Source organism: Lysinibacillus mangiferihumi, from assembly GCF_003049665.1.
Lineage (GTDB): Bacteria > Bacillota > Bacilli > Bacillales_A > Planococcaceae > Lysinibacillus > Lysinibacillus mangiferihumi.
In genome coordinates this window covers 25,494-52,481 of sequence record NZ_PYWM01000017.1, presented here as the reverse complement: position 1 = coordinate 52,481, position 26,988 = coordinate 25,494, and the positions used below count along the sequence as shown (strand labels likewise).

The following is a 26,988-nucleotide window of genomic DNA, read 5'->3' as shown; positions in this document are numbered from 1 at the left end:
TGAACTTCATATAATTGATGCATCATTATACTTATTTAATCAACGTTTTGTGGTTTTTTAGTATGAGAGCTTATTTATAAAGTGACTTTAACTAGTTTAATAATAGTCATTGTTCGGTGAAATAATATTTGGTAAAATAATGTAAAATATTGGAGGTATAAATATGATCAAATACCCGCGCTTAGAAAAAGATGCAACAATAGGAGTCACGGCACCTTCATCAGGGGTTCCGGAGGGGCTACATGAGATGTTTAAACAATCCTGTGAGCGTCTGAAATCGAAAGGTTTTCATATTATTTGTGGTGATACGGTTTGGACTCAAGAAAAAGCTAAATCAGCTTCTGCCGAAAAACGGGCGGATGAGTTTAATGAAATGATGGGTGCCGATCATATAAATATCATTATTCCTCCATGGGGTGGAGAACTGTTAATTGAAATACTTGAAAAAATTGATTTTGAACAGATAAAAAACAAATGGGTAGTAGGCTATTCAGATATCAGTGCATTATTATTAGCAATTACATTAAAAACAGGTATAGCTACTGCTCATGGTACTAATCTTGTAGATTTAAGAGGCGAATATTCAGATGACACTACTGCCATGTGGCAGGCTGTATTATCGACTAATAGTGGGGAATCTGTCCTGCAATATTCATCATCTAAATATCAAAAGGAATGGCAACACAATGCTCCCTCGCCATGTGTTTTTCATTTAACAGAACAAACTTATTGGAAAACTGTGTCCAATCAACAAGTACAGATACAAGGCCGTTTACTTGGCGGATGTATAGACGTGATTAGACATTTGATTGGGACAGCTTATGGTGATGTCCAAACCTTTAGAAAACAACATATCAGTGGGGAGCCCGTGTTATGGTATTTAGAGAATTGTGAATTAAACACACCAGATTTAAAAAGGTCATTAGTTCAAATGAAGCTTGCTGGTTGGTTTGAGCAATGTGCAGGGATTATGTTCGGTCGAAGTGATGCGAATACACCTGTAAATAATTACACAGTGGAAGATGTTTATAAAGAGCTGTCTGATGAGCTTGGGATACCTATTATTTATGATGTGGATTGTGGTCATGTTCCTCCACAAATAACTTTTATCAATGGTGCTTATGCTGAAGTAGAAGTAGTAAAGGGCAAAGGAATTGTTTTGCAAAACTTTAAGTAAAGTCAGAGGAAAAGAGGAGCGATGCTATGAAATATACTTGTCCTTGTTGTGGATATAAAACATTAGACGAAGAACCCCCAGGAACTTATGACATATGTACAATTTGTTTTTGGGAAGATGATGGAGTTCAATTTGATGACCCTGATTGGGAAGGAGGAGCTAATATTCCATCCTTAAGGCAAGCCCAAAAAAACTTTATTGTATTTGGGGCTTGTGAAGAAAGATGCATGGAGTTTGTCAGAAAACCTAATGATAAAGATGAAAAAGATTTTAATTGGAAACGGTTGATTTAGAGGAGGTTTAATGTGCTAACATAGCAATTGTTTAATAATAGTCGAATTTAGGAGGTAGTTGAACTGAGTTATTGTTCATTTATCGCAACAAATTATGCAATGCCAGAAGTGGAAACAAAAGCGAAGACGATTACTGTTAGGGAAGCTATGGAATTAGCAATCAAACCACATGAGTTGGTACCTTGGGAGAAGATGGATCCTAGTGCCCAAATAGTAGTAGTTGAAAATAATGAGGACTTAAATGAGTTGGTCATTAAAAAGGATGCTTACTATGATGTTAGTGAATATACAAGTTATCCATTCATTTATGAAGTTGCTTTTATATATTCGGAATTGAGGGCAAAGCAATTACTGGCGTACCTAGAGAAAAATATTAGAGAAGAGCAAATAGTAGAGTTATGGAGGGTATGGATTGGTCATGACGAGAATGACTTACATATACCGTATGTTAACGTTAACTACGAAGAGCTATCTCTCAATCATCTGGTACAAATGTACAATCCGAACCATGAAAAATTTAAAGAACAACATTGTATCGTAATAGAAAGATACAATAATCAATATGACAAAGAAGGTTGAAAATAGCGCGACTGCTTCATGACGTTGCAACAAAATGAACAGAATCATCCGTGACTAAGAAAGATTATGTCAGCCAGCATAGTCTTTTTTATTGCCACCAAAAATACATAGGTTTGAATAAAGCTAGTGGTTCATAATTGTCGAGGACCAAAGGGTGTTCGCTATTCGTGTTATAATAAAAACATCTTTATGACAAAGTATCCATTGAAACGAAAAGAATTGTCGGTGTGTTTTTTCTTTGGTAACACCACAACCGTTCATAATGAAGCTGTCACGTAATAATGTATGCGGTCTAATAAACGAAAATAAGGGAACTTTTTTTCTCGTCTGGAGTGATTATATGTTTATTACAATAAGTGATGTTTTAAACATGGAGGGATTTGAAGATGTAGAAGTCCTTGCAGGAGAGGCTGGATTGAGCCGCAGAGTTGAAAATGTCTATTTTATGGAAGTTCCGGATATTTACGCATATATCGATCAAAACGGATTGCTGCTCACCACCTTGTATCCTGTTGCTGATAAACCGGAGCATATTGAAACATTAATTCCAAAATTAGCCGAATTGAATCTTGCAGGAATTGCCATTAAGCCAGGAAGATATGTCGCTGAAATTCCAACCATTATGGTGGAGCAAGCAAATGAACTTGGTATTCCGCTAATGAAGCTACCAGATGGTGCAAACTTATCGACACTGACTAATCAAGTACTGACAAAGTTTTTAGACGTAAAGACATCGCTGTTGGAATTTCGAAATAAGATGCACCAGCAATTACTGGAGTTATTATTGGAGGGCACAGATGTCAACAAGTTCGTTCATTCTATTGCTAGTCTTGTTAATGCCCCAGTGTTGCTTCTTAACAATGATTTTGAATATGTCGGGTCTTCACTTCAAAACGAACACAAAATTTCAATCCAACACAAGGCGTACAATTCAGACTCGAGCAAGAGAACATTTTCTGTTCAAGTCGATGATAACGTTTATGACAAAAATGATTTGTTTATTCAGTGCATTTTTGCAGGAGGCAATGACTATGGCTTTTTAGTCATATTGCTAGAAAAAGAAAAAAATCTAACAGAGGATTTAATTATTGCTATCGAACAAGCATCCTTTATAATCGCTTTTTTATTTCAAACAGAGCAAACATTGCTTCAAAAAGAAAGAAATCATTTAAGCAGTTTTGTCCGGGACATTTTTCATAATCAATATACTTCCCAAACCGAAATGATTGAAAAAGCGAAAGTGTTTAGATGGAACTTGCAATTTCCGCTTGTCCTAGTAAGCATCAAAACAAATGAGAAAGATAGCGAAAAGAAATTGGCAATATTTCATAAAATGCTTGATTCAGGTCTGATTGAGGGCTCGGCTTCTGAAATAGTGGATGTTCCGATAGAAAATTGCAAAGTCCTTTATATTAATGACTCTTTAGTATGTTTTATTAGTCTGGTGTCTGAAAAGAATGTTCGGAAAAAACTTCAAAATCTAGGGGACACGATACTCACGCTGTTTGAGAAAAATGGAAATCTTGGGGTTAGTATATCTGATACAGTCCATCATTTTAACCAAATGAAAGAGTATTATGACAATTCAACGTTAGTGTTTCAAGTTTATAAAGAACATTTACAAAAACAGTCCTACGTTCATTTTTATGGCGATATCGGCTTGTTCCGACTTTTTCATTATGTTGATAATCTTTACATGCTGGAAGATTTCGTAACCGAAAAATTAGGGAAAGTATTCGAATATGATAAAAAGAAAAATACAAACCTTTTAGAAACGCTTAAGTACTACATTAAAAATAATACAAATGTGCAAAAAACGGCAGAGGATATGTTTGTTCATTATAATACGATGCGTTACCGAATCAATAAGCTGAAAGAACTTGGCATCGACGGTGAGGACGGCTTCGAATTAACAGAAATTTCATTAGCCTACCAATTGCATCAATACTTGCAACTGAAAAAAGGGTGAGGGTGGAGAACCCGAGCGACGACTTTACGTTGGACATTGTCTTCTCGACAATGTCTTTTTTTTGTAAAAAAGGCGTTATGCTTTGTAGAAAGTTGCCAATTAACAGAGAAATAAATATCAACTTCTTACAATGATTATAACGCTTTCAAATGCTATCATGTAGGTATTGAAGGAGGGAGGTTTCAATAAACAGCAGTTATCATACACGATTTAGGTATTTAGTTTCTGTATTACACTTTGGAATACAAGGAGTGTTGGAAATGCGTGACTATCTTTTGTCTTTAGCCGGTGGTTTGATTGTAGGAATATTATTTTCTTTAGTTAAGTTACCGTTACCTGCCCCTCCTTTGGTAGGTATATTTGGAATGGTAGGTATATTTTTAGGAGGTGTACTAATGGATTCTCTTTTCAACTCTCTCAAAGAAAAGAGAAATGTGAGTACGTAAACGAACCACCAGAAAATGCTTGGTTATGCGGTTTTTAATGAATACATCCCACTAAAAAAGGAGAATGTAAGATGTTGCAGATTATCTTGTCATTCATAGGAGGTTTACTTGTAGGCATTTTATTCAAATTCATCAAGCTGCCAGTGCCGGCTCCCCCTCTTATTGGTATTGTTGGGGTAGTAGGAATCTTTCTAGGTGCTGAGCTAGTATACGCTGTCCTGCGTCTTTTCTAAAAAGACATAAAATCTTCTTCCTTCATTAGGCTAACTTATTACGTCGAATTATAAACGTTTGAGTTATGTTGCCTATCTCCATATAATGGACTCAAGTTTTTCCTGTATTATTTTCCGTTTCATCAAAAAAATCATTGCGGTCAGTTTTCTAAAGCTAGATGTTTTGAATACCATTCGAGAGGGAGATCTACATGAATAAAGTATATACAATAGAAGCGAAACCTTATAGTTTTGAATTTGAGTTAGAAACAACAGCGTTAATCATTATTGATATGCAGCGTGACTTTTGTGCACCAGGTGGCTTTGGTGAAAAGCTAGGGAATGATATTACGCTAACATGCTCCATTATTCCTACTATTAAGACGGTTTTGGAAGTTGCACGTGAAAAGGGTATGATGGTTATTTACACTCGTGAAGGGCATCGCCTAGATTTATCAGATTGCCCGCCAAGTAAATTAAAACGCGGCAGCAAGCAAGGGGCAGGCATTGGTGATGAAGGTCCAATGGGAAGAATTCTTATCCGTGGTGAGTATGGTCATGATATTGTGGACGAGCTAAAGCCTGTTGAAGGCGAAGTTATTATTGATAAACCTGGAAAAGGTTCTTTTTATCAAACAGATCTTGAAGTGATTTTAAACAATAAAGGTATTACGCATTTGCTTGTTGCAGGGGTAACGACTCACGTCTGTGTTCAAACGACGATTCGTGAAGCGAATGACCGTGGATTTGACTGCTTACTACTTGAAGATTGCTCAGCAGCATTTGATCCAAAAGACCATGAAGACTCCATTCACATGATTAACCAGCAAGGTGGCATCTTTGGGTGGACAGCTCCATCGAAAAATCTGCTTGTTGCACTTGAAGATTAACGAAGAAAGCATTTGCACGAAGTATTTAATAAAGCGTTTTCATTTAAAAGAATAAACAGTTGAGGGCATGCTACATTATCATGTCCAATGCATGCCCGTATCCGTAATTCTACTAGCTATCATGAGAATATGGTGATATCTATGGTTCCAACATATACATGTAAAATCAATCAGATGGACGGTCGTCTACTTGAATGGATGCGCCAGCAATCAATCGGTGAACCAATTGGAGTAGTCCACAGTGTTTTCGATAAGGTAGTAAATTTCACAACTGATGACGGTACAATGCTCTTTTCTTTGGCAAAGAATGAGGTGATTCAATCACCTAGCATGATGAAAACCTGTCAGAATGACTATTTTTCTAAGATGTGTTCGACCATAATATTGACTAAATCTATTTGTTTAATTGACTATAATTTATTGAAAATCAACGATTGGCAATGGGATTTTTCAAATGCGGCCGTTTGGAATAGGGATATTAAGCCGCACTGTCAAGCTAAGCAAAAGCCAACCGTATCTCGTTTGCGGCTATTGAACAATTTTATCTTACAGCACGGAGCAAAAGGAGGAATTTTTCCAGCGTGGAAAAGCTTCACTTATCCAGACTGGGAGGTTCCTATTGCTACACGAAAAAATATCTATTTCTCCCCGTTTCTTGAAGGGTTAGAGCAGCTAAAGCTGGATATGAAGACCGATAAGTTTGGTAGGTTTTTTTATAACTTTGCGGGACTTGGCATGGGGTTAACACCGTCTGGCGATGATTTTCTAACAGGGCTATTGGCTACCTGGCAGTATTTTGAATCCCCCCTATCTAAAAAAATGGAAAGCTGTAGCGCAAAATGGTTGCAGAGATTGAAAGGTAGAACGACCACGGTAAGCTATTTTATGCTAAAGCAATGCCTGGAGGGACAGGTCAATGAAGCTTTACTTAATGTATTGGACAACATAGACGGTAATCCAATTCCCCATTTACAGTGTATTTTAGAAATGGGATCGACCTCTGGGACAGATATGCTGACTGGTGTTAGCGTAGCATATCAACAGCTTATCGACCTAAAGGAGGAAAAATAATAATGACATCTAAAGTATTGATAGAAAGTAACGCCTATTATGACTCGGTAACATTAATGTCACTATCAAGCAAAATAAATCGTATGGATGGCGTCGAACAGGCCGTTGTTTCGATGGCAACCGAAATGAACAAAGAGTTGCTAGAAAACATTGGTCTGCTAACGGATGAGGCGAAAGTAGCTACGGGCAATGATTTAATTATTGCCTTGATTACAGATACAGATGAGCGGGCAGAGGAAGTGATAACACTTATCCATACAGAATTAACTTCCAAGAAGGTAAAGAAAGGAAAAGACAATTATCATACAGCGAAAACGTTGACTTCTGCATTGCATCTCATGCCGAATGCTAATATGGCGATTATCTCCGTTCCAGGAAAATATGCAGCGCGCGAAGCGAGTCAAGCCTTAAAAAAAGGCATGCACGTTATGCTGTTCAGTGACAATGTAAGTATTGAAGATGAAAAAGTTTTGAAGGAAATAGGGAGAGACAACGGTTTATTCGTTATGGGGCCAGACTGCGGGACAGCAATTATCAATCGCAGTGGACTGTGCTTTGCCAATAAAGTAAGCGAAGGAGGCATTGGACTAGTGGCAGCCTCCGGAACAGGGCTACAGGAAGTGACGGTACAAATTGATCGACTTGGTTACGGTATTACACAGGCAATTGGTACGGGAGGTCGCGATCTCCATGAATCAATTGGCGGAATTATGATGCTTCAAGGGCTTCAAGCATTAGAGAACGACGACAATACGAAGGTCATCACATTAATTTCCAAGCCTCCAGCGCGAAATGTTCAGGACAAAATTCTTGCAGAAGTGAAAAAATGCCGAAAACCCGTTGTAGTCTGCTTTTTAGATGGTGATGCAAAAGCAGTTGAGGCAGCAGGTGCTACCTTTTCTCCTACATTAATTGATGCTGCCCGCAAATCTGTTCAATTACTTGATACGCAAGCCGTAATCGAAACGGACATTGCAAAGAGCGTTCAACGATGGATTGCTGAAGAAAAAGCAAAATTAGCAGATGCTCAGCAGGACATTCGTGGATTATTCTGCGGTGGTACGCTGACAGCAGAAGCATTATCCATTCTCCGCTCTTCAGGAAAAAGTGTCAAAAGTAATGTCGCTAAAAAAGAGGAAGAGAAACTTAACGACATTACCTATAGTGTAGGTCATACGTTGCTTGATATGGGCGATGATGATTTTACAAAAGGTAAACCACATCCGATGATAGAGCCTTCACTTAGAAATGAGCGGATTCTTCAAGAAGCACGAGACCCTCAAACTGCTGTTCTGTTATTAGACTTTGAATTGGGATATGGTGCCCATGAAGATCCAGTAGGTGTAACACTAGAGACGCTTCAATTAGCAAGAGACGAGGCTACACAGGCAGGAAGGCACTTGCCAATCGTTACTTATATTTGCGGCACTTCTAAAGATAAACAAGATTATCAGCAGCAACTAAAGAAACTTCAATCTATAGGCGCTTTTGTTGCCGATAGCAATGAAATGGCAACAAGAATTGCCGCGATGCTTGTACAAAAGGAGGTCAATTAAATTGAGTACAGCGAATGAGCTTTTTAATCAGCCATTACAAGTAATTAATATCGGCACATCCAAATTTAAAGAAGATTTGGAGCTGCAAGGCGTTGAAACCATCCAAGTGGACTGGCAACCGCCTGCAGGGGGCAATCTACAATTGCTCGAAGCATTAGATTTCTTTCAGGAAAATGAAAAAGTGGAAAAGGCGAATCAAGAATCGATTCAACGCATAAAAGATGCACACCCTTTCTTAATTGATATTGGACTAGCTATTGATGTCATACCTGGAATGCACAGCAAAAAAATACTGCATGCTGGCCCTCCTATTGCATGGGAAAACATGGCGGGTCCGATGCAGGGGGCAGTGATTGGCGCACTTATTTTTGAAGGGATGGCAGCGGATGAGGAACAAGCAAGAGCATTGATTGAGGCTGGAGCAATTGAATTTGGCTCATGCAATGAGCATTCAACAGTGGGACCAATGGCGGGCATCGTCTCTCCTTCCATGCCAGTGCATATCATCGAAAATCGAACACATGGAAACCGTGCTTATTGTACGATTAATGAAGGTCTAGGCAAAGTGCTACGTTTTGGTGCTTTTTCTAGCGATGTAATTGATCGGCTAAAGTGGCTGCGCGATGTTTTTGCTCCGGCATTGAAAAAAGCACTTGTGCTAACAGATGGCGTAGATTTAAAAGCCATCATCGCGCAGGCTCTTCATATGGGAGATGAGTGCCACAACCGTAATAAGGCAGCAACAAGCCTTTTCTATAGGGAAATGACGGACTATTTTATGCAAACAGATTGCAAGACGGACACATTGCGAGAGGTCTTGCGCTTTATTCAAAATAATGAACACTATTTCTTGAACCTGTCCATGCCAGCATGTAAAGCTTCACTTGATGCAGGACACGGCGTTCCATATTCCACGGTTGTTACGACAATGGCGAGGAATGGGGTTGAATTTGGTATTCGCATTAGCGGGCTAGGTGACAAGGAATGGTTTACCGCACCGGCAAACTTTATTAAAGGCTTATATTTCCCAGGCTATTCAGAGCAGGATGCAACTAGGGATTTAGGGGATAGTGCCATTACGGAAACAATGGGAATTGGTGGGTTTGCGATGGGCGGTTCGCCTGCAATTGTTCAATTTGTTGGAGGAGAGGTAGAAGATGCTATTCAATATAGCGAACAAATGTATGACATTACAGTAAGTGAAAATAGCAATTATGCTATACCAACGCTAAATTTCCGCGGAGCTGCCTTTGGAATTGATGTTCGAAAAGTGATTGAAACAAGCATTCTTCCTGTTATTAATACCGGCATGGCACATAAAGTAGCAGGAATCGGGCAGATTGGCGCAGGCATTGTCCATCCTCCAAAGGAATGCTTCGAAAAAGGATTGCTTCGTTTCTATAAACTATATGGAGAGGAAGAGGCAAATGAGTAGAATATTAATAGCGCTTGGAGGAAATGCACTCGGTTCTACTCCTGAAGAGCAACTACAATTAGTACACGATTCAGCCAAGCCAATTGTTGATTTAATTGAACAAGGTCATGAAGTTGTGATTGCCCATGGTAACGGGCCGCAAGTCGGTTCTATCAATCTGGCATTCGAAAAAAGCTCGAAGGAACATGCAAATATTCCTAGTATGCCATTTGCAGAATGTGGGGCAATGAGCCAAGGGTATATTGGCTACCATTTGCAAAATGCACTCCATGAGGAACTGTTAAAACGCTCAATTAACAAATCAGTTGCAACAGTTGTCAGTCAGGTAGTAGTTGATAAGAACGATCACGCCTTTCAAAATCCAACAAAGCCAATTGGTCCTTTTTATTCAAAAGAAGAGGCTGAAAGATTAATGGCTGAAACAGGTGACCATTATATAGAAGATTCAGGACGCGGCTATCGTCGGGTTATTCCATCTCCTGCTCCGATTAAAGTCGTTGAAAAAGATATTATCCAAGACTTAGTTAATGCAGGGCGTATTGTCATCGCTGTTGGTGGTGGGGGTATACCTGTAGTGGAGGAAAAGAATCATGCTTTAATCGGCGTAGAAGCGGTTATTGACAAAGATTTAGCAAGTAAATGTTTAGCGGATGAGTTGAATGTAGATTTTCTGTTCATATTGACAGCTGTCGAAAAAGTCGCAATTAACTTTGGGAAACCAAATCAGCAAAACCTGAATCAGTTATCGATCGAAGAGGCAGAAAGGTTGATGAAAGAAGGGCATTTTGCACCAGGCAGTATGCTTCCAAAAATTCAGGCAGCCATATCATTCGTCAAGGGGAAGCAAGGTCGCAAATCAATCATCACTTCGCTGGAGAAAGCAAAGGATGCCATTCTTGGTAAGACAGGCACCGTTATTTTCAACTAAATCAGCTATTACAAGTAATTGAAAATGTATGGTAAGGAGAATTGGAAATGAACGAAAACAAGACGAAAGTAAAAATTGGCGAAGCATTAAAGTGGAATGTATTTACAGAGCACCGTAAAGTTTATCACCGCGAGCTTCTAAGTGCCAAAGAGGCAAATGAACTCGGCGTCAGTGTTAGCTCGGTCTTAAGAGAACGCATAGAAGTAGGTGGAGCCGTATTGCCCCATTATCACGACGTAGCTGAAGTAATTCATATTACAAAAGGAAAAGTAAAACTTCTGCAAAATGGGGAATGGAAATCCTATCAAGAAGGGGACACTTTCCTTGTACCAAAAGGGGTCGTTCACTCGGTTGCCAATGACGATGTCGAACCTACCGAGCAGGTTAGTATCTTCATCCCTGTTCATGAAGAAATCCAAAACGAAAACTTCTTGTCACATATGGTGGACTCGGAAAAATAAGTTGAACAACGAGAAAGAGCAATCTGTTAAAATACGGATTGCTCTTTTGTTGTACTATACATGGCTATTGCTGATTATAAAAGATGAAAATGAACAGTCATCGATACTCTGAAAGAATAAGCAGGGTAAATGACAAGTTGGGAGAACTTAACATGAAAAATGTCAGGGTGCTTCTAGCTGTAACTACACTAGTGAAGATGAGAAGGTGCTTCGTGAAATCTATCGTATTGAAAGAAGTTTCATGGGGATTTATTCAATGATATGGTAACAAAATGAAGTTTTTTGACTAGACTAAAGGGCCGGTGATGGGATTGTAAAGTGATTAGATGGAAGGCTTTGATAAGTAAAGGCCCTTTAGGTAGTTAAAGATATTGGCAGTTATTCTAAAAAAACTGGCTTATTATCCTTATTGTAAAGCATTAAATCATTTAGCATCGTGTCGGTTAACTTTCGAGGAATAGTTTCGAGTGTGATATATAAATGACCAATGTTTTCGTTAATAAGTGTAACCTCAAATAAATGATTCTTATTGCCTTCTTTTACAACTATATAATCGATTTTCTCATGATAGTTACCACTTAAAAGAATATAGTTACCTCGATTTGTATGTATGATATTGTTGTTTTTATCAAAAATATTAGATTTTATAAAGATCATCTTTAACTTTTTGTTAAAATAATTCTCTTTGAAAACTGCATATCCCTTTTTATTACCATACTTAAAAATAACAATCTTTGAATTTGATTTTGAGATGCCATACTCTTCAATCGATGAAACCTCTTCCTCTAAATGTTGTTGAATACTAGTAGTTATTGCACTGACGTTTGATTGAATAGTATAAGTTCTTTGAATGATAAAAAATATAGTAAATAATAGAAGGATAGAAATAATTATTATGATGTAATCTTTCACGTTACATCCTCCTTTTATTGTATTTTAAATAGAGCTATACAAGAAATTAATGAGGTACTATTCGCGCTACCTACTATGCCAGTGAATTTTGTAAAAGAGTACAATTTTGTTTGTAATGCTAAGCACAAATGGTTACGCGAATAGCATTTTAATTTACGTCATTACCATTTAATCTAAAATCATCTGTTAAAAAGAAATTTTTAGTAATCAAATAAGTGTCCAGATTAGAATTTTGAATTCTAAAAGATTGAACAGACGATATAAAATCCTCAACGCCTGAGAAAAATGCAATACGAGTTGTGAGTGAAGGAGTGAAAATATGTTTAACAGAAAATTGTTAGCAGCTTTTGTAACATCGATCATATGTTACTTTATCGTACCTTTTTTCTTTAACGATTTTACGAACTCTTATTTCGCAATCGGGCTTGGTGTAAGTATTATTTCAGTTCCAATACTATTTACTATTGGAATTTTAGCATCCATCGTGATTGAATTTCGAACTAAACATATTTTATTTTCTTATATGAAACATTTTGGCTGTGGATTAATTTGTGTTTGTGTGCTTTTACTGTTAACAGAATGGAATATAGAATTATTTTTCATTTACACAGGAATGGCATTTGTTTATGTTACCGTTTTCTTTATTAGTGATCATATGATTAAAAGTAAGTTTGTCAACTGAACATAGTGTTTGTGTTTGTTGGTATGGTAGATGGTCGTAAACAGAAAGTCTCTGAAGATATTTATAAAGTATTGGAGGAATTAGCTATGCGACAGTCTATTGTTATTGATGGTGGTTATGGAGCACAATAGTATCCCAAATAAAAATTATATTTTAATAAAGAATCCATTTTGATTAAACTCAAAACGGATTCTTTATTTGGTACTTTTTGGGATAGTTCTCCTAATTTAAATGGACTTAGACTAATGAGGAAGTTTAGTTGGAGAACGATGTTACGATATCGTAATATAAAATACCAAAATTACAATACCCTGTAATTGCTATAGAAGCTCATACAACGTTTTTATTTCTGTGTAATATACTGGTATTAAAAAAATGATTAACGTTCTAAATCAAGTAAAACATGCTATTTAAATGCAATTTAACGTTGTTGTAACAAGATTTATGTAAGTTATTGGTAAAATATAGGTAGAGCTATTTAAGGAGGTAATCAGGGTGGAGAGAAGAATATTAGATTATGAAAATTTATTAGAAATGTTAGATGATTTATTAAGAGAACGAGCCTTTAGGTTTAATACGATGTTTTAGTATAAAGGATGGGGACCCTTATTTTGGCTAATGCTCTGCTGATTTGCTGACAGTACAATTTTTAGATGTTATTCTACAATATAACAGTAAGATACATGAAAGGAGTATAGCAATGCCTGTTTATAATAAGCTAGTACGAGATAATATTCTAGAGATAATTGCAGAAAAGGGGTTGCAATGTAATGCAAGAATATTAGAGCCACAAGAACTGTTGCTTGAAGTAAAAGCAAAAATAATGGAAGAAGCAAAAGAGTTTTATAAGGCAGAAAACGTTCAAGAAAGTGTTGAAGAATTAGCAGATATTTTAGAACTAGTGCATACTGCGATAGGAGTGTTAGGTGTGAGTTATGAAGAATTAGAAGCGGTTCGTAAGCAGAAGAAAGCTAACCGTGGAGGATTTGACAAGGCAATTTATTTACTTGATGTAGAAGATAAGTAAGTTATTTTTAGGGAAAGAAACTGCCGATTGGCCGCTCACACTTTAAGATAGTTGCATTTATTAGCTACAGGATTAGATTAAGAGAAGAAATGATGGATTACTTTGTAACATGTATAAGAGTTAAATGTTGTTTATTGTAAAGAGGAACAAAAGCGAGTCAATCACTACTCTTACTATAGACAATACTGTAGGAAATATTCAGTTTATGCCAAAGCCAAGATTCGAAAATTTTATCTAATTCCTTTTTTATTTTTTCATCGCTCATTTCTACGCTAAGACCTAATTGTTCAAAAGTAAATGTTTCTTGTATTCTGTCATTATACTTCGTATCAACCGAAAAAGTCACAGTTTGGCTCAATTGACTTATCCCCCCATACTTATTTAAGTGAATTGAATGGTGTATATAGCATCAAAAATAGGAGGCTAATGGGAGGGTAATGAAAACGACTTCATATTATATAGTGACAATATCTTTTTATAAAAAACGGTTATCAAAGTAAAGTAAAACTTTGAATAGCTACAAAAAAAGACATATGATGATTAATAACCAACCTGTACATTTCTTTTGGTGTTGAAATTCTTGTGTACCCATTATTAACATCATTAAGCCTAAAAATAGTATCATATATGCTTGAAACTTATAGTCTTTTGTAATGAAGCCATACAATGCCAAAGATATGCCCACTATTGAAAATAATATACGTATTGTTTTTAACAATGTGATTCCCTCCAAATCATTTCTTTTTCACTTCTTCAAACTTTAGCTAAATCTATTAGTGTGAGTTTATGTGAAAGTGTCCATATGATTGCATTGGACTTTACTTTTCCCCATGCTAGATAGACCAAGTTTCCCACTTTGTCCTCCTCCAATCTATTTTGTTGTATATACGTTATGTAAATGGTTTCAATATTTCACCCGTCTCCACTAATACTTATATAAGTTTTTTTGAATTGGATTGCCAATGGGGATGATGTTCTTTGCATTCTTTGACAACCGAAAATAAAATCCACTATTCGAAGCTTTCTCCAAATTCTACTAATGTTCTTATTGAAGCACTTAATCACTACAATTAGCATAACGAAAGTCTTGTAGTTTTGTAGAAGAGAGTGTATATAAAAACACAAACAAAATGAGTGCGAACACATACTATAAAAAGAAAGCACGATAGTCTATGCACTCTATTTAAGGAAAGTAACACTACAATAAATACGTCATTTTAGAAAGCGAAAACGAATCTACTTTTGGAAGGGGGGGAATCGCGTGGTATCAATACGTCAAAAATTAGTCGCTGCGACTCAAGCTGCAAAAATTACAAATGGCAAAAATAATGCAAAAAAATATATTGTTGTTCATGAAACAGACAACACAAGCGTTGGTGCAGATGCAGATGCCCATGCTCGACTCCAAATAAACGGTAATAGTAGAAATGCTAGTTGGCATTGGCAAGTGGATGATCAAGAGGCCATACAATCTTTTGAACATTATTGGGAATGCTGGGGAGCTGGAACCTATATAGGCAATACACAAGGCATTCAAGTTGAAATATGTGTTAATAGCGATGGAGATTATAATAAGGCAGTAAAAAATGCGGCGAGTTTAATAGCAAAAATAATGAATGATGAAAATATAGCTATTGAAAATGTCGTGCAACACCATTATTTTAGTGGCAAAAACTGTCCTAGAAATATGCGTGCAGGGAAAATCTCATGGACTAATTTTTTACAAATGGTAACAAGCAATGAAACGCCAAAGCCAGAAAAACCACCTACCGAGTTATCGAAGTATCGAATTATTACAGGAACATATAGCACACGAAACGCAGCAATAAGCGTGTTAGATGTGATGAGAAAACGTTTTGGCTGGGTTGCTTATATTGAACAGGAGGGGTCTAAGTTTCGAGTAAAAACAGGGACTTTTACAGGCACTAGTGCTGCTAAAAGTGCAGAAAATAAAATAAAAGCTGCTAAATTAGCGCAACTGACATACATTATCGATGCATAATGGCTCATCAGCTAATTATATGAGTATTTTAGTTGACTGCTTTTAGGAAATGAGTAAAATAGAAAGGCAGTACTATTATATACTTGAAACTTAGCAGCTAAGGGCAGTGCCTCAGAAGGTATCTGAGGCACATTTTCATGAAAAATTGTAAAATAGGGAGCTTTTTAGACCATTGTTCTATTAATAGTGGGCGTATGGATGCTGAAAAAGTAGCTTATTAATGTGCAATTTTATGAAGTTAGTAGGGGGGACAAGAGCTGTCATGAAATTTTGACACTCTTTTTCTTTTCGTCTCCTCTATAACCTGTTAAGATGGTAATAGTGTGACAACAAGTTAGTGTATATGAGAGTGGTGACAATCAAGATGGATGAACAGAAAAAAGATGGTTTAGAACAACAGCAAGAGCAAATACAACAAGTAGAGGTAAAACCTGCAGGCCAATTTATTCAGATGAAGCCGTTTAAGTTTATTATGCTGATGTTCTTTACAATCTTAATTACCGCAGGCTTAACCATTTTTGCGTTAACTTTCGGTGAAAAGAAAGTGGTAGAAGTAAAAGTCCCAATTGAACGTGCGGAATTTACAAAACTATACGAAGCATTTGATATGCTTAAAGGCAAGTATTACAAAGATATCGATTCTGAAAAAGTAGTGGATGGCGCCATTAACGGCATGTTTGATGCATTAGAAGATCCTTATTCTGATTTTATGGTGAAGGATGAAGCAGAAAAATTTAACTCTGGATTATCTTCAAGCTTCCAGGGTATTGGTGCTGAAATTCAAGAACGTAATGGTTTTATTACGGTTGTGTCACCTATTAAAAATTCACCTGCTGAAAAAGCAGGGTTATTACCAAAAGATATTATTTTAACGGTAGATGGTAAAAGTATTCAAGGTTTTAGCTCTTCAGAAGCAGTTGCACTTATTCGTGGTGAAAAGGGTACACCTGTAAAGCTAACAGTGAAACGTGGAGAAAATGCTGAACCTATTGAAATGACGATTATTCGCGATGATATTCCTGTTGAAACGGTTTATGGTGAAATGTTAGATGGAGATATTGCACATATCCAAATTACATCATTTAATGAAGAAACAGCAAAAGAGCTAGAGAAAATCCTTGTTGAGTACGAAGGAAAAGGCATGAAAGGGATTGTCCTTGATTTACGCCAAAATCCAGGTGGGTACTTAGATGCTGCGGTTGAAATTTCAAATTTATTTGTACCAGAAGGTAAAGCGATTGTACAAGTGCAGCAAAAAGACGAGGAGCCTGTTATTACAAAAGCTGTCGCAGGGAAAAAATATAATGTACCTGTAACCGTTCTAGTGGATAATGGCAGTGCATCCGCATCGGAAATTTTAGCAGGTGCTTTAAAAGAATCTGTAGGAGCTAAAATTGTTGGTGAAACATCGTTCGGTAAAGGAACTGTACAAAATGTTACACCTTTAAAGGATGGTTCTAATTTAAAATTCACAACTGGTAAATGGTTAACACCAAACGGTAACTGGATTAATGAAAAAGGCATTGAACCGGATGTAAAAGTAGCGTATCCAGCTTATGCTTCTTTACCAATTTTAGACCCGACGATTGAAATGAAAGAGGGCTTGCAGTCAGACTCTGTCAAAGTGGCTGAAGAAATGTTAGAAGTGCTAGGCTATGAACCTGGAAAAGCTGACGGTATCTTTGACCAATATACAGAACGAGCTGTGAAAAAATTGCAAGCTGACAATAAGCTTGAAGAAACAGGCATTCTAACGAACGAAACAACTTACGCATTAATGGATGCGTTACGTGAAAAAATGAAATCAGAGGATCCTCAACTGTTAAAAGCAAAAGAGCTTGTCTCTGATGCAAAAGAACAAACAAAGGGAACAACAAACTAACACTGTAGCTGTCGCAGAAGTCGTCTCGTACGGCATTGCGACAGCTTTTTCTTTAGGAGGAATGAATTGTGAAGGATGTATATTTATTTAGTGGATTTCTTGGAAGTGGTAAGACATCTATGCTGACAGATGTTATACGACAACTAAAAGAAAAGGGTTTAAAGCCCGCTGTTATTATGAATGAACTTGGCAAGCTGCCATTTGATTCTCAAGCTGTAGAAGAGGACGTGCCGCTAAAAGAGATGCTAGAAGGCTGTATTTGTTGCTCAGGAGCTGAAAAAACAGAGGCTCAAATCCAGTCTCTTCTATTAGATAGTGAATTTGACGTTCTAATTATTGAAACAACTGGAGCGGCTCACCCTGTAGAAGCATTGGATGCTGTCTATTCCCCTATCTTTGCCGAGCAGTTAAATGTCAAAGGTATTGTTACAGTTGCGGACTCGAAGCTTTGGTTACATCGTGATACATTAACACCGCAAGTGCGTACATTATTTATGGAGCAAATTCGTCACGCGCATTTATTATTAGCCAATAAAACCGATTTACTAACAGAGGCGGAGCAAGCGCAAGTCGTCTATGAGCTACAAGGTTTTAATCCCCATGCATTTATTTTGCAAACAACAAATGGGCGTGTACCGTACCATTTACTAGAAAATTTATCTGCCACTGTTAAAATTGATAAGCAACATATTGTGAAAGCCCCGATAGCCTCCATGCATTTAGGCTCTCGTTTAGTTGAATTTGAAGGTGTTCACTTTACACAAGAGCAAATGGAAGAGTGGGTACGTGGATTACCAGATACGGTGTACCGAATGAAAGGCTACGTTCCGATAGAAGGCGTTAAAAATCCCATGCTGTTTCAGTATGCCTATGGAATGGTACAATGGTTGCCAGAATTCATTAAAATGCCTGCAAAGCTTGTTTTAATAGGTGAAAACATTGACCGTGTTCATGTAATAGGTATTGATTAAATAAATAGTGTCCCATGCTTTACTTGATATAATCAAATTCATCTGCTCGTGTTCTTTCTGAATCCTTAGAAATCATTCAGTGGAACCGAGCAGATTTTTTATAGCCATAGCAATTTTTAAATCACTTTTTATTTTATCCAGGCAATTTTAGTTATTGGCAAGTGTGCTAATCTATCAAAATCGTAGCCAAAATACGAACAGAAATTGAATACTGTCAACCCTATTTAAAACGTAAGTATTTCATAGACTGGTCAAACTTGCTAAAAAATATAACAAAAAAACCCCTGTTTAACGGAAACTACTTTTCTATTGGGTATGTTAGCAGATGTTGGGAAGGTTTTTTATAGAATTATACTTTACGATAGGTTGCAGATAGGAGGAATTGCAAAATGAAAAAAACACTTACTGCAATTTGTGCAACATTTCTTTTAGCAGCTCCAATTCAATTGGCTTCTGCTGCTTCTAATACTACAGAAGGGAACACAGCAAATCAGACAACGAACTGTAAAGTTTACTATTATAATAATTGGTCAAATCACAAGTGGGTTGTAACTAAACCGAATACAACTGCACCGTCAAAAGATGCGCAAACAAATCAACAAACAAATAAACCAACTAATAAACCAACAAATCAACAAAATAATACAACGACACCACCACCAACTACTTCTAATCCGACTACAACAACATCGGATGTGAATGCTTTTGAACAAGAGGTAGTGAAATTAACGAATGCTGAGCGTACAAAAGCAGGTTTAAAAGCTTTACAAACGGATGATAAACTAATGGCTGCAGCACGAGAAAAATCTCAAGACATGCAATCGAAAAAATATTTTTCACATACGAGCCCAACATTTGGTTCACCATTTGATCGTATGAAAGCTTTAGGCATCACTTATAAGAGTGCTGGTGAAAATATCGCCCAAGGTCAACGTTCTCCACAAGAAGTCGTACAAGCTTGGATGGATTCACCTGGTCACCGTGCCAATATTTTAAATGCAAATTATACACATATTGGTGTAGGTTATGTGAAGTCAGGTAACTACTGGACGCAACAGTTTATTCAAAAGTAATAATGTGAAAATTTAATAGAAACAACGTATTCAATTAGGATGTCCAATAAGTCTTCAAGGCTTATTTGGATGTCTTTTTATTTTTTTAGGTGAAAAAATGACAAACGGTGAAGAAAACAGGATAATCGAAAGACATACCGTTTGAGATAAGCCATTTTTGCCTATACTTCCAAGTATAGGAGGCGTTTTATGAATAAAGTGGAATTAATGATGAAAAGCTTACAAAAAGCATTTAATCAATCATCCGATTTTACAGTAAGACAAGTAGACTGGCGAGAAGGAACGTCTGCTATTTTATGCTTTTATTCCTCGCTTGTGGATGCAAAAGAAGCGCAAAAATTACTCGATACAATATATGCCCGTTTAGATACAAACAAGCCGTTCTGGAGTGAAACGATAATGACGACTCTTAAGGCGTTTTCGCTACCACAAGCTATCGAACATATTTGTAATGGCGAAACGCTAATCATTATTCCTGATACAGGTGAAATGCTTTCACTCACGATTGTAAATCGAGTACATCGCAATCCTGATGAGCCGAATAATGAGCATGTTCTGCGCGGATCGCATGAAGGGCTAGTAGAAAGCGTTGAAACCAATTTAGCCTTATTACGCAAACGAATTCATAATCCTTCGCTCGTCGTAAAATCTTTTTCAATTGGCAAAGAGACAAATACAAAAGCTTATTATTTATATATTGACAGGGTCATTAAAGCAGAAACGTTAGCTGAAATTGAAAAGCGCATTGACGCCATTAACATAGATTATTTTTATAGTGTTGGTCAACTAAGTGATGAGTTAGAAGATTCCGTATGGTCGCCTTTTCCTCAATTGCTCAATACGGAGCGTCCTGACCGGGTTGTCGCTAATTTAGTTGAAGGTAAAGTGGTGTTGATAACGAATATCTCTCCAACAGCATTGATTGCACCTGTTACGTTTTTTTCCTTTTATCAATCACCTGACGATTATAATGGTCGAGTGTTGGTAGGTTCTTTTTATCGAATAGTTCGGTTAATGTCATTTATTGCAGCTGTATTCTTACCAGCCTTTTATATTGCTATTATTAGTTTTCACTTTGAAGTACTACCATTAGAATTAAGTAATCAAGTAAAAAATGATGTAAATGAAATTCCGTATCGACCTTTAATAGAGGCGCTTATATTAGAAATTATTATGGAGCTTATACGGGAATCCAGTATACGATTGCCACAATCAGTGGGGCAGACGATAGGCATTGTCGGAGGATTAGTTATAGGCGATGCTATTGTGAGTGCTGGTTTAGTATCGAACTTAATGGTGATAGTTGTTGCTTTAACAGCAATCTCTAGCTATGTAGTGCCTTCAGTAGAATTAAATACTTCGATTCGTATGCTACGCTTTCCATTTATGGTGTTAGCCTCACTATTTGGGTTTTTTGGTATTGTTATTGGTGTAGTTGTTTTATTGATTCATTTAATTAATTTAAGCTCTTTAAAACAGCCATACTTTTCTCCAATTGTGCCATTTCAACCAAAGGAAATCTATAAAGTGTTCGTGCGAGGACCGTTCTTTAAACCTACCGTCCAAGTGACATCTTTTAGTTCACCGAAAGATGACAGTGTAAAGAATGGTGATACACCTTGAATTTTTCGTTATCTAAAGGGCAATTTTTTTTACTATTGTTTTTCATTGAAACAGGTATTATTTATATTTCCTTTCAAACGCCTTTAATTAGCGAAAGTAAAAATAAGGCCTGGGTGCTATTTATCGTAGCAACCATATTACATTATTTAGTATTACTATTTTTTGAACGGTATTATCGGTATTTTTACTTGAATACATTTTTCCAATGGGTGTATAAGGTGTATTGGTTTTTAATGATTGCGACATTTTTAGCCTATATGGTATATGTTTTAGCATCATGGGTTTTGCCTCAAACGCCCGAGTGGATAATCATCTTATTCATTGTTGCACTTTCGTTATATGGTAATATAAGTCGACCGGAAACCGTTATTAATATTGGGGTTATGTTTATTCCGCTAATATTTATTTTTATCATTTTTTTAATGCTTGCGGTTCCAGACCTTACATGGACAAACTTATTACCGCTTGAATTTAATAATAGTAAGGAAATCATTCAAGGTCTTATCCGTAGTGTTTTTGCATTTATGGGCGCAGAAATGTATCTGATTTATCGTCCTTTTTTACAAAAGGAATTGACTTTAAATTACAAGCCAATATTGATTTATCAGCTTGTAATTTTTGTCTTTTATTTGATTTCTGTCATGTTTTCCCAAATGTTTTTCACTATTGAAGAGATTAAGTTAGTTCCAGAGCCAATTATTTATATTTTAAAATCTCAAGAAGTTACATTTGTAAAGCGACTTGATATTTTCTTTGTATATATTTGGTTGTCATGGTCCATCATCACAGTATTGATTTTTAATTTAACGATAAGGGTTGTCCATTTTGGAATAGGTAAGAAAGGTTCTAAGAAGGCAATCGTTTTTTATCATATATTGCTTGCGATTATTCCACTTTTTTTTGTTAAGTTTAAGGTGATTGAAACGATGAAAAATTCCTTCCATTATATAATACTAATTTTCACTTTTCTTTTACCGATTCTCATCATTTTATGGAATAAATGGAGGGGGAAAACGTGTATCGAAAAGCAATAATCGTTCTTTTGGTTGTACTACTTGCGGGTTGTTGGGACGAGCGTTTATATAAAAATTCGTCAGTTGTATCTCTTGCTGGCATAGAAGGGACAATGGGCGAGTATAAAGGATATTATGCTTACCCGAAAACGCTTGATAAACAAAGTCAAATTATGTTAATTGAAGCGGAAGGTATTTCTCCACGTGATGTACGAAATAATGCCGATTTGAAGGTTGAACAAACACTTGATTTGTCTGAACTCGCTACATTGCTTATTTCAATTGACACGGTGAAAGAACCTTTATATGACCTACTAGATATTTATTTTCGTGATCCTCAAAATCCAATTTCTATTAAAGTGGCAGTGACTGAGGGGAGCGTAAAACCTTTTATTGAGTTAACAAAAGAAGTAACTGACAATGCAGGAGGTTACTATGAACGTTTTATTGAAAGTACAGAAAAAAATACAATTTATCCTAAACTGAATTTACAAATGATCGGATCGACATTGTTTGATAATGCCAAAGATATTGCCATCCCTTATATCAAAATGGACGAAGAAGAACATAGCGCGGAAGCAGCGGGAGTGGCATTGTTTTCTGGGCAAGTGTTTACAGGGAAAATTTTGGATCCTAAGCAATCCTTTTATATGCTTTTATTAATGGATAAAGCGAATCAACATGCACGTATACAATATATGCTCAAGCTCAATAACGAGGATGTACCTGTCACTGGGGAGGTAATCCATTTAAAAAGAAAATGGATCATCAATGAAGAAATGAAAAAAATAACAATGGATTTTAAAATTGACGTAGAAATAGAAGAGTTTTCAAAAAATCATTTGTATAAAGAGGAGACGTTTAAAACGATAGAGGAGATGTTCCAACAAAAAATACAAGCTGATTTTGAGGAAGTAATAAAAATACTGCAAGAACAGGAGTCCGACACGTTAGGGATAGGACGTTATATTCGTGCTTATCATCCCAAATTCTTCGAGGAAGACTGGCGCGAGCAATTTGCTTCACTTACGATTGAACCAAAAGTGAAAGTAACGATTATTCGTACAGGCATACTCCGTTAATAAAGAGCTTGCATCTATTGTTTAACTAACAAAACGCAAAAATGTTGATGTTGTATCACCATTTTTGCGCTTTTTTCATTATAGGGCAAATTTTCTTTGTACGCGTAATAAACGGATTAATAAGGTAATAGCGCCTGCAGATAGACCAGCTACAAGCCCTAACCAATAACCAACTGGACCAAAATCAGTATAGTTAGCTAGTACATAACCTGTAGGCAATCCGATAATCCAATACGAGATGATAGCCATGATAAATGTGATGGTCACGTCCTTGTATCCTCGTAATGCGCCTTGCACAGGTGCTTGAATAGAATCAGATAGTTGGAAAATGGCAGCATACACTAAAAAGACTTGCGCATTTTTTAAAACCAGCTCATCGGCAGAATACATTGTAGCGATTTGTTCGCGAAGTAAGTAGAGAAGGCAAGCTGAAAAAAAACTAAATACAATAGCTGTGGCAACGCATAAATAGCTATAGATTTTCGCATCACGTAAACGTCCCGCACCAATTTCAAAACCTACTAAAATCGTTACACCCATTGAAATACTTAGAGGAACCATATATAACAACGACGTAAAATTAATGGCGATTTGATGGGCAGCGATGATTTCTGTGCTAAAGCTACTCATCATCATTGTGACGGCAGAAAAAATACTCGTTTCCGCAAATAAGGAAATACCGATTGGCACACCAATAACTAAGATTTCTTTCCAGCTAAGCCATTGTAACTTTGGCCATTCACGGAAAATAGTAAAGTGTTCAAAAGGCACGCGTTTAGCAATAATCCAAACCGTAATAAAGAAAATTAGCCAATACGTAATGGCTGTCGCAACACCTGCACCAACACCACCAAGCTCAGGTGCACCGAACTTTCCGAAAATGAAAATATAATTTAAGAAAATATTAATAGGTGTTCCTAGCAGTGTAATAATCATGGTTACTCGTGTTTGACCTAACGCATCGATAAAACAACGTAGAACAAAAAATAAAAAGAGTGGAATAAGACCAGCGCACATTGCATGAATATAAGATTTAGCAATGTTATGTACAGCGGCGTCTAATTGCATATTTCCCAGTATCCAATCGAGCCCGATAAATAATATGATAAAAATACATGCAGAAAGTACAAGTGCGACATATAAGCCTTGCTGCACTGCTTGTTTTGCTAATTGTTCTTTCTTTGCGCCAACAAGCTGGGAGACAATCGGTGTTATTGCTAATAATATACCTGAAAGCCCAGTATAGATAGGCATCCAAATGGACGACCCAATGGAGACTCCTGCCAAATCAGAAGTACCGTAGCGGCTAGACATTAAAATGTCGAAAAAAGAAATGAGATAAATGGCTACTTGGGTAATTAGAATAGGTACAATGATTTTTAAAATGAGTGAATACTTTTGCTTTAACGTTGTCGTTTTATACATAGTGAGTAACTTCCTTTTATAAGCATGATGAATTAGTATAGCATATAGTAAACATAATATGATGAAAAATTAAAGCTTCATCTATATCTTTTCTTTCGCATATAGTAAAATAAAAGACTGTAAACAAAAGTGGCGTTTGCTACAATGGCTTTTAAGGAATAGGAGAATTTACGTGAAACAACAAACAATCATTTTAACCGGTGGTGGGACAGCAGGCCATGTATCACTTAATCAAGCGATATTACCTTCTTTACTTGAACTAGGTTACGATGTCCACTATATTGGTTCAGAGCAAGGTATTGAAAAAGAATTAATTGGCGAGGCATTTCCTAAAGTCCCGTTCTATGGGATTGCTAGCGGGAAATTGCGTCGTTATTTCTCTATGAAAAACTTTACGGATCCTTTTAAAGTACTTGCTGGCATTATGCAAGCATTTCGCATTATAAAGAAAGTAAAGCCAGAGGTTATTTTTTCAAAAGGTGGTTTTGTCTCTGTACCTGTCGTGATGGCAGCTAAAGTGGCAGGCGTACCGGTTGTCATACATGAATCCGATGTAACTCCTGGCTTAGCTAATAAAATTGCACTTCCATTTGCTTCGCATATCTTCACTATTTTTGAAGAGACGCTTCAGCACTTGCCAAAGGAAAAGGCTACTTGTACAGGTTCCATTATTCGTCAAGAATTATTTAATGGTAATAAAGCAAAAGGCCTTGCTTTCTGTGGCTTTACGGCGTCAAAACCTGTTCTTTTAGTGATGGGGGGAAGTCTTGGTTCGGTTGTGTTAAATGACGCATTACGCCATAATTTACCTGAATTACTTCAAACATTTCAAGTAATACATCTATGTGGAAAAGGGAATAAAGACGACAGCTTAGAGTCAATGAAAGGCTATAAACAGTTTGACTATGTTACGACGGAATTATCGGATTTACTGCATGCAGCAGATTTTGTTGTTTCTCGTGCAGGGTCTAACTCTATATTTGAATTTTTAGCCCTGCATAAGCCAATGCTATTAATTCCTCTATCTGCACAAAAAAGTCGTGGCGATCAAATTTTAAATGCAAAGTTATTTAAAAAGCAAGGGTACGCTGAAGTTTTACAAGAGGAAGAACTAACAAAAGAAACATTTATGAAATCAGTTTATACGTTAACAGCGCGTAAATCAGAAATCATACCAGCGATGGAAAAGACACAAAGACCTAAAACGCCAAACGAGATGGCGAAGTTAATATTGCAATATAAAAAATAAAAAGCTATGTGTACTGTTATAATAAACAGTGCACATAGCTTTTTTAAATGGGTCATTACATTGCTTGTTCTTCGCCTTCTTGCGTTTGATTGGCAGTTGTTAAGTAGAACAAGTCACGTGGTATTTTATATAGATTAAATTGTGCTTCTCCGCTGTTAACTTGTGCTAGTAATGTTGGGTGACTATCATTTGCACTTACAACATAAGGCAACTTTAAAGCGGCACGCTGTGATTTACTATTTTCTACTCGTATACGGAGGAAAACCGTATGGAAATTATAATCAAAAAATAATTCATTTAAGAAGAGCATTTTTGCTTTTTGGTTGTAACCTTGCCCTTGATAGGGGAGTCCTATCCACGTTCCGAGGAAGCCAGCACCGTCTTCCACATCATGAATGCTAATGGTGCCAATCGGTTGACCCCAATCATCAGTTATTGTCCTGGAGATAGCGAGCCCTCTCGCTTCTTCTTCGATTAGTTGCTTGGTCATAAACCAGTATTCGTCCGCAGATTGTGCCTTTTGGCGAACGAAAGGAAAAACAGATGGATGCGATAATAGCTCATAAAGCTCTGTACATTCATGTAGGTCTCGATGTTTAAGCATACGAAACGCCTCCTTTGCAAGGGTAGTTAAAACAATTCCGTTAAAGCATAAAGAATAAAACTAAAATTCGTACTGGAATTAAAAACCCAAAGAACTAGACGTTATAACTATGAAATCCATAATCTCCCGCTGTCTTACTGATTTTGCGACCATACCGAAAAATGGCTAGTTTTATTAATATAATATAACAAGTCTACTGCTTGGTGCAATCATTTTGCTCTTTTAAACGAAAATTAAGTTTAATTGTCAGTTAATTCAGAAAAAATAGCGAAAAATATCATTTCCCTACTTTTGTTATATATAATTATAAAGTCTATTACAGTTATATGTTTCATAAAAATGACGAAAAAAGTATTTCCTTAGTATCGTTTTGCCTTGTAAAAAGTGAAATATTATCAAATTTTACTCGAAAAAGGATAGAATCTT

The 26,988-nt window shown here is 36.6% G+C and carries 27 protein-coding genes; 22 read left to right on the top strand and 5 right to left on the bottom strand.

Annotated elements, in window-relative coordinates:
• Nucleotides 1–163 precede the first annotated feature (163 nt).
• From C9J37_RS15800 to C9J37_RS15745, 12 genes are all read left to right on the top strand, one after another.
• Nucleotides 164–1,177 carry a S66 family peptidase gene (locus C9J37_RS15800; RefSeq protein WP_107896102.1) on the top strand — a complete coding sequence of 338 codons (1,014 nt, stop codon included), beginning with the start codon at nucleotides 164–166 and terminating at the stop codon, nucleotides 1,175–1,177.
• Nucleotides 1,178–1,203: 26 nt separating this feature from the next.
• A complete protein-coding gene (locus tag C9J37_RS15795; protein WP_107896101.1) occupies nucleotides 1,204–1,470 on the top strand; it encodes a CPCC family cysteine-rich protein in 267 nt (88 codons plus the stop codon).
• Nucleotides 1,471–1,569: 99 nt separating this feature from the next.
• Nucleotides 1,570–2,049 (top strand): magnesium transporter, encoded by a 480-nt coding sequence (locus C9J37_RS15790; protein ID WP_235617137.1) that lies wholly within the window; start codon nucleotides 1,570–1,572, stop codon nucleotides 2,047–2,049.
• A gap of 340 nt (nucleotides 2,050–2,389) precedes the next feature.
• Nucleotides 2,390–4,018, top strand: a complete 1,629-nt coding sequence (locus tag C9J37_RS15785) for a PucR family transcriptional regulator (RefSeq protein WP_107896099.1) — start codon at nucleotides 2,390–2,392, stop codon at nucleotides 4,016–4,018.
• Nucleotides 4,019–4,278: 260 nt separating this feature from the next.
• Nucleotides 4,279–4,464, top strand: coding sequence for a XapX domain-containing protein (locus C9J37_RS15780; RefSeq protein ID WP_024364802.1), 186 nt, complete (start codon nucleotides 4,279–4,281; stop codon nucleotides 4,462–4,464).
• A gap of 71 nt (nucleotides 4,465–4,535) precedes the next feature.
• The gene (locus C9J37_RS15775) at nucleotides 4,536–4,697 is read left to right on the top strand and encodes a XapX domain-containing protein (RefSeq protein WP_107896098.1); all 162 of its coding nucleotides are present in this window, start codon (nucleotides 4,536–4,538) and stop codon (nucleotides 4,695–4,697) included.
• A gap of 191 nt (nucleotides 4,698–4,888) precedes the next feature.
• A complete protein-coding gene (locus C9J37_RS15770) occupies nucleotides 4,889–5,566 on the top strand; it encodes a cysteine hydrolase family protein (RefSeq protein ID WP_107896097.1) in 678 nt (225 codons plus the stop codon).
• Nucleotides 5,567–5,707: 141 nt separating this feature from the next.
• Nucleotides 5,708–6,637, top strand: a complete 930-nt coding sequence (locus C9J37_RS15765) for an oxamate carbamoyltransferase subunit AllH family protein (protein ID WP_167397326.1) — start codon at nucleotides 5,708–5,710, stop codon at nucleotides 6,635–6,637.
• 2 nt (nucleotides 6,638–6,639) lie between these two features.
• Nucleotides 6,640–8,193 (top strand): acyl-CoA synthetase FdrA, encoded by a 1,554-nt coding sequence (gene fdrA / locus C9J37_RS15760; RefSeq protein WP_107896095.1) that lies wholly within the window; start codon nucleotides 6,640–6,642, stop codon nucleotides 8,191–8,193.
• Nucleotide 8,194: 1 nt separating this feature from the next.
• Nucleotides 8,195–9,628: a YlbE family protein gene (locus tag C9J37_RS15755; protein ID WP_107896094.1), complete on the top strand. Its 1,434-nt coding sequence runs from the start codon at nucleotides 8,195–8,197 to the stop codon at nucleotides 9,626–9,628.
• Nucleotides 9,621–10,556, top strand: a complete 936-nt coding sequence (gene arcC / locus C9J37_RS15750; RefSeq protein ID WP_107896093.1) for a carbamate kinase — start codon at nucleotides 9,621–9,623, stop codon at nucleotides 10,554–10,556. The genes C9J37_RS15755 and arcC overlap by 8 nt, the downstream gene beginning before the upstream one ends.
• A 47-nt stretch (nucleotides 10,557–10,603) precedes the next feature.
• Nucleotides 10,604–11,017 (top strand): cupin domain-containing protein, encoded by a 414-nt coding sequence (locus C9J37_RS15745; protein WP_107896092.1) that lies wholly within the window; start codon nucleotides 10,604–10,606, stop codon nucleotides 11,015–11,017.
• A 378-nt stretch (nucleotides 11,018–11,395) separates the two neighbouring features.
• Here C9J37_RS15745 and C9J37_RS15740 read toward each other — a convergent pair whose 3' ends face one another.
• The gene (locus C9J37_RS15740) at nucleotides 11,396–11,929 is read right to left on the bottom strand and encodes a hypothetical protein (protein WP_107896091.1); all 534 of its coding nucleotides are present in this window, start codon (nucleotides 11,927–11,929) and stop codon (nucleotides 11,396–11,398) included.
• A gap of 319 nt (nucleotides 11,930–12,248) precedes the next feature.
• On the opposite strand from C9J37_RS15740, the gene C9J37_RS15735 reads away from it, so the two are divergent.
• Nucleotides 12,249–12,611: a hypothetical protein gene (locus C9J37_RS15735; RefSeq protein ID WP_107896090.1), complete on the top strand. Its 363-nt coding sequence runs from the start codon at nucleotides 12,249–12,251 to the stop codon at nucleotides 12,609–12,611.
• A 700-nt stretch (nucleotides 12,612–13,311) separates the two neighbouring features.
• On the top strand, nucleotides 13,312–13,638 hold the full coding sequence (locus tag C9J37_RS15730; protein ID WP_107896089.1) for a nucleoside triphosphate pyrophosphohydrolase: 327 nt from the start codon (nucleotides 13,312–13,314) through the stop codon (nucleotides 13,636–13,638).
• 157 nt (nucleotides 13,639–13,795) lie between these two features.
• On the opposite strand, the gene C9J37_RS15725 is transcribed toward C9J37_RS15730, so the two are convergent.
• Entirely contained in the window at nucleotides 13,796–13,996 is a 201-nt protein-coding gene (locus tag C9J37_RS15725; protein ID WP_107896088.1) for a hypothetical protein, read from the bottom strand.
• Between the two features lie 159 nt (nucleotides 13,997–14,155).
• Nucleotides 14,156–14,230, bottom strand: coding sequence for a hypothetical protein (locus C9J37_RS29010; protein WP_235617143.1), 75 nt, complete (start codon nucleotides 14,228–14,230; stop codon nucleotides 14,156–14,158).
• Between the two features lie 669 nt (nucleotides 14,231–14,899).
• On the opposite strand from C9J37_RS29010, the gene C9J37_RS15715 reads away from it, so the two are divergent.
• From C9J37_RS15715 to C9J37_RS15685, 7 genes are all read left to right on the top strand, one after another.
• Nucleotides 14,900–15,640 (top strand): N-acetylmuramoyl-L-alanine amidase, encoded by a 741-nt coding sequence (locus tag C9J37_RS15715; RefSeq protein WP_107896087.1) that lies wholly within the window; start codon nucleotides 14,900–14,902, stop codon nucleotides 15,638–15,640.
• A gap of 364 nt (nucleotides 15,641–16,004) precedes the next feature.
• Nucleotides 16,005–17,522, top strand: a complete 1,518-nt coding sequence (locus C9J37_RS15710) for a lmo1851 family serine protease (protein ID WP_107896086.1) — start codon at nucleotides 16,005–16,007, stop codon at nucleotides 17,520–17,522.
• 68 nt (nucleotides 17,523–17,590) lie between these two features.
• Entirely contained in the window at nucleotides 17,591–18,493 is a 903-nt protein-coding gene (locus C9J37_RS15705; RefSeq protein WP_107896085.1) for a CobW family GTP-binding protein, read from the top strand.
• Nucleotides 18,494–18,882: 389 nt separating this feature from the next.
• Nucleotides 18,883–19,566 carry a YkwD family sporulation-associated protein gene (locus C9J37_RS15700; RefSeq protein ID WP_107896084.1) on the top strand — a complete coding sequence of 228 codons (684 nt, stop codon included), beginning with the start codon at nucleotides 18,883–18,885 and terminating at the stop codon, nucleotides 19,564–19,566.
• A gap of 189 nt (nucleotides 19,567–19,755) precedes the next feature.
• Entirely contained in the window at nucleotides 19,756–21,189 is a 1,434-nt protein-coding gene (locus C9J37_RS15695; protein ID WP_107896083.1) for a spore germination protein, read from the top strand.
• Nucleotides 21,186–22,223, top strand: a complete 1,038-nt coding sequence (locus C9J37_RS15690; RefSeq protein ID WP_107896082.1) for a GerAB/ArcD/ProY family transporter — start codon at nucleotides 21,186–21,188, stop codon at nucleotides 22,221–22,223. The genes C9J37_RS15695 and C9J37_RS15690 overlap by 4 nt, the downstream gene beginning before the upstream one ends.
• A complete protein-coding gene (locus tag C9J37_RS15685) occupies nucleotides 22,205–23,284 on the top strand; it encodes a Ger(x)C family spore germination protein (RefSeq protein ID WP_107896081.1) in 1,080 nt (359 codons plus the stop codon). Before C9J37_RS15690 ends, C9J37_RS15685 begins: the two co-directional genes overlap by 19 nt.
• A gap of 78 nt (nucleotides 23,285–23,362) precedes the next feature.
• Here the strand turns inward: C9J37_RS15685 and C9J37_RS15680 are convergent, their stop codons facing one another.
• Nucleotides 23,363–24,709: an MATE family efflux transporter gene (locus C9J37_RS15680; RefSeq protein WP_107896080.1), complete on the bottom strand. Its 1,347-nt coding sequence runs from the start codon at nucleotides 24,707–24,709 to the stop codon at nucleotides 23,363–23,365.
• Between the two features lie 172 nt (nucleotides 24,710–24,881).
• Here C9J37_RS15680 and C9J37_RS15675 point away from each other — a divergent pair, with 172 nt between their 5' ends.
• Complete coding sequence (locus C9J37_RS15675) at nucleotides 24,882–25,958, top strand: undecaprenyldiphospho-muramoylpentapeptide beta-N-acetylglucosaminyltransferase (protein ID WP_107896079.1); 1,077 nt, start codon at nucleotides 24,882–24,884, stop codon at nucleotides 25,956–25,958.
• 55 nt (nucleotides 25,959–26,013) lie between these two features.
• On the opposite strand, the gene C9J37_RS15670 is transcribed toward C9J37_RS15675, so the two are convergent.
• Complete coding sequence (locus C9J37_RS15670; protein WP_024361631.1) at nucleotides 26,014–26,562, bottom strand: GNAT family N-acetyltransferase; 549 nt, start codon at nucleotides 26,560–26,562, stop codon at nucleotides 26,014–26,016.
• Between the last annotated feature and the right edge of the window lie 426 nt (nucleotides 26,563–26,988).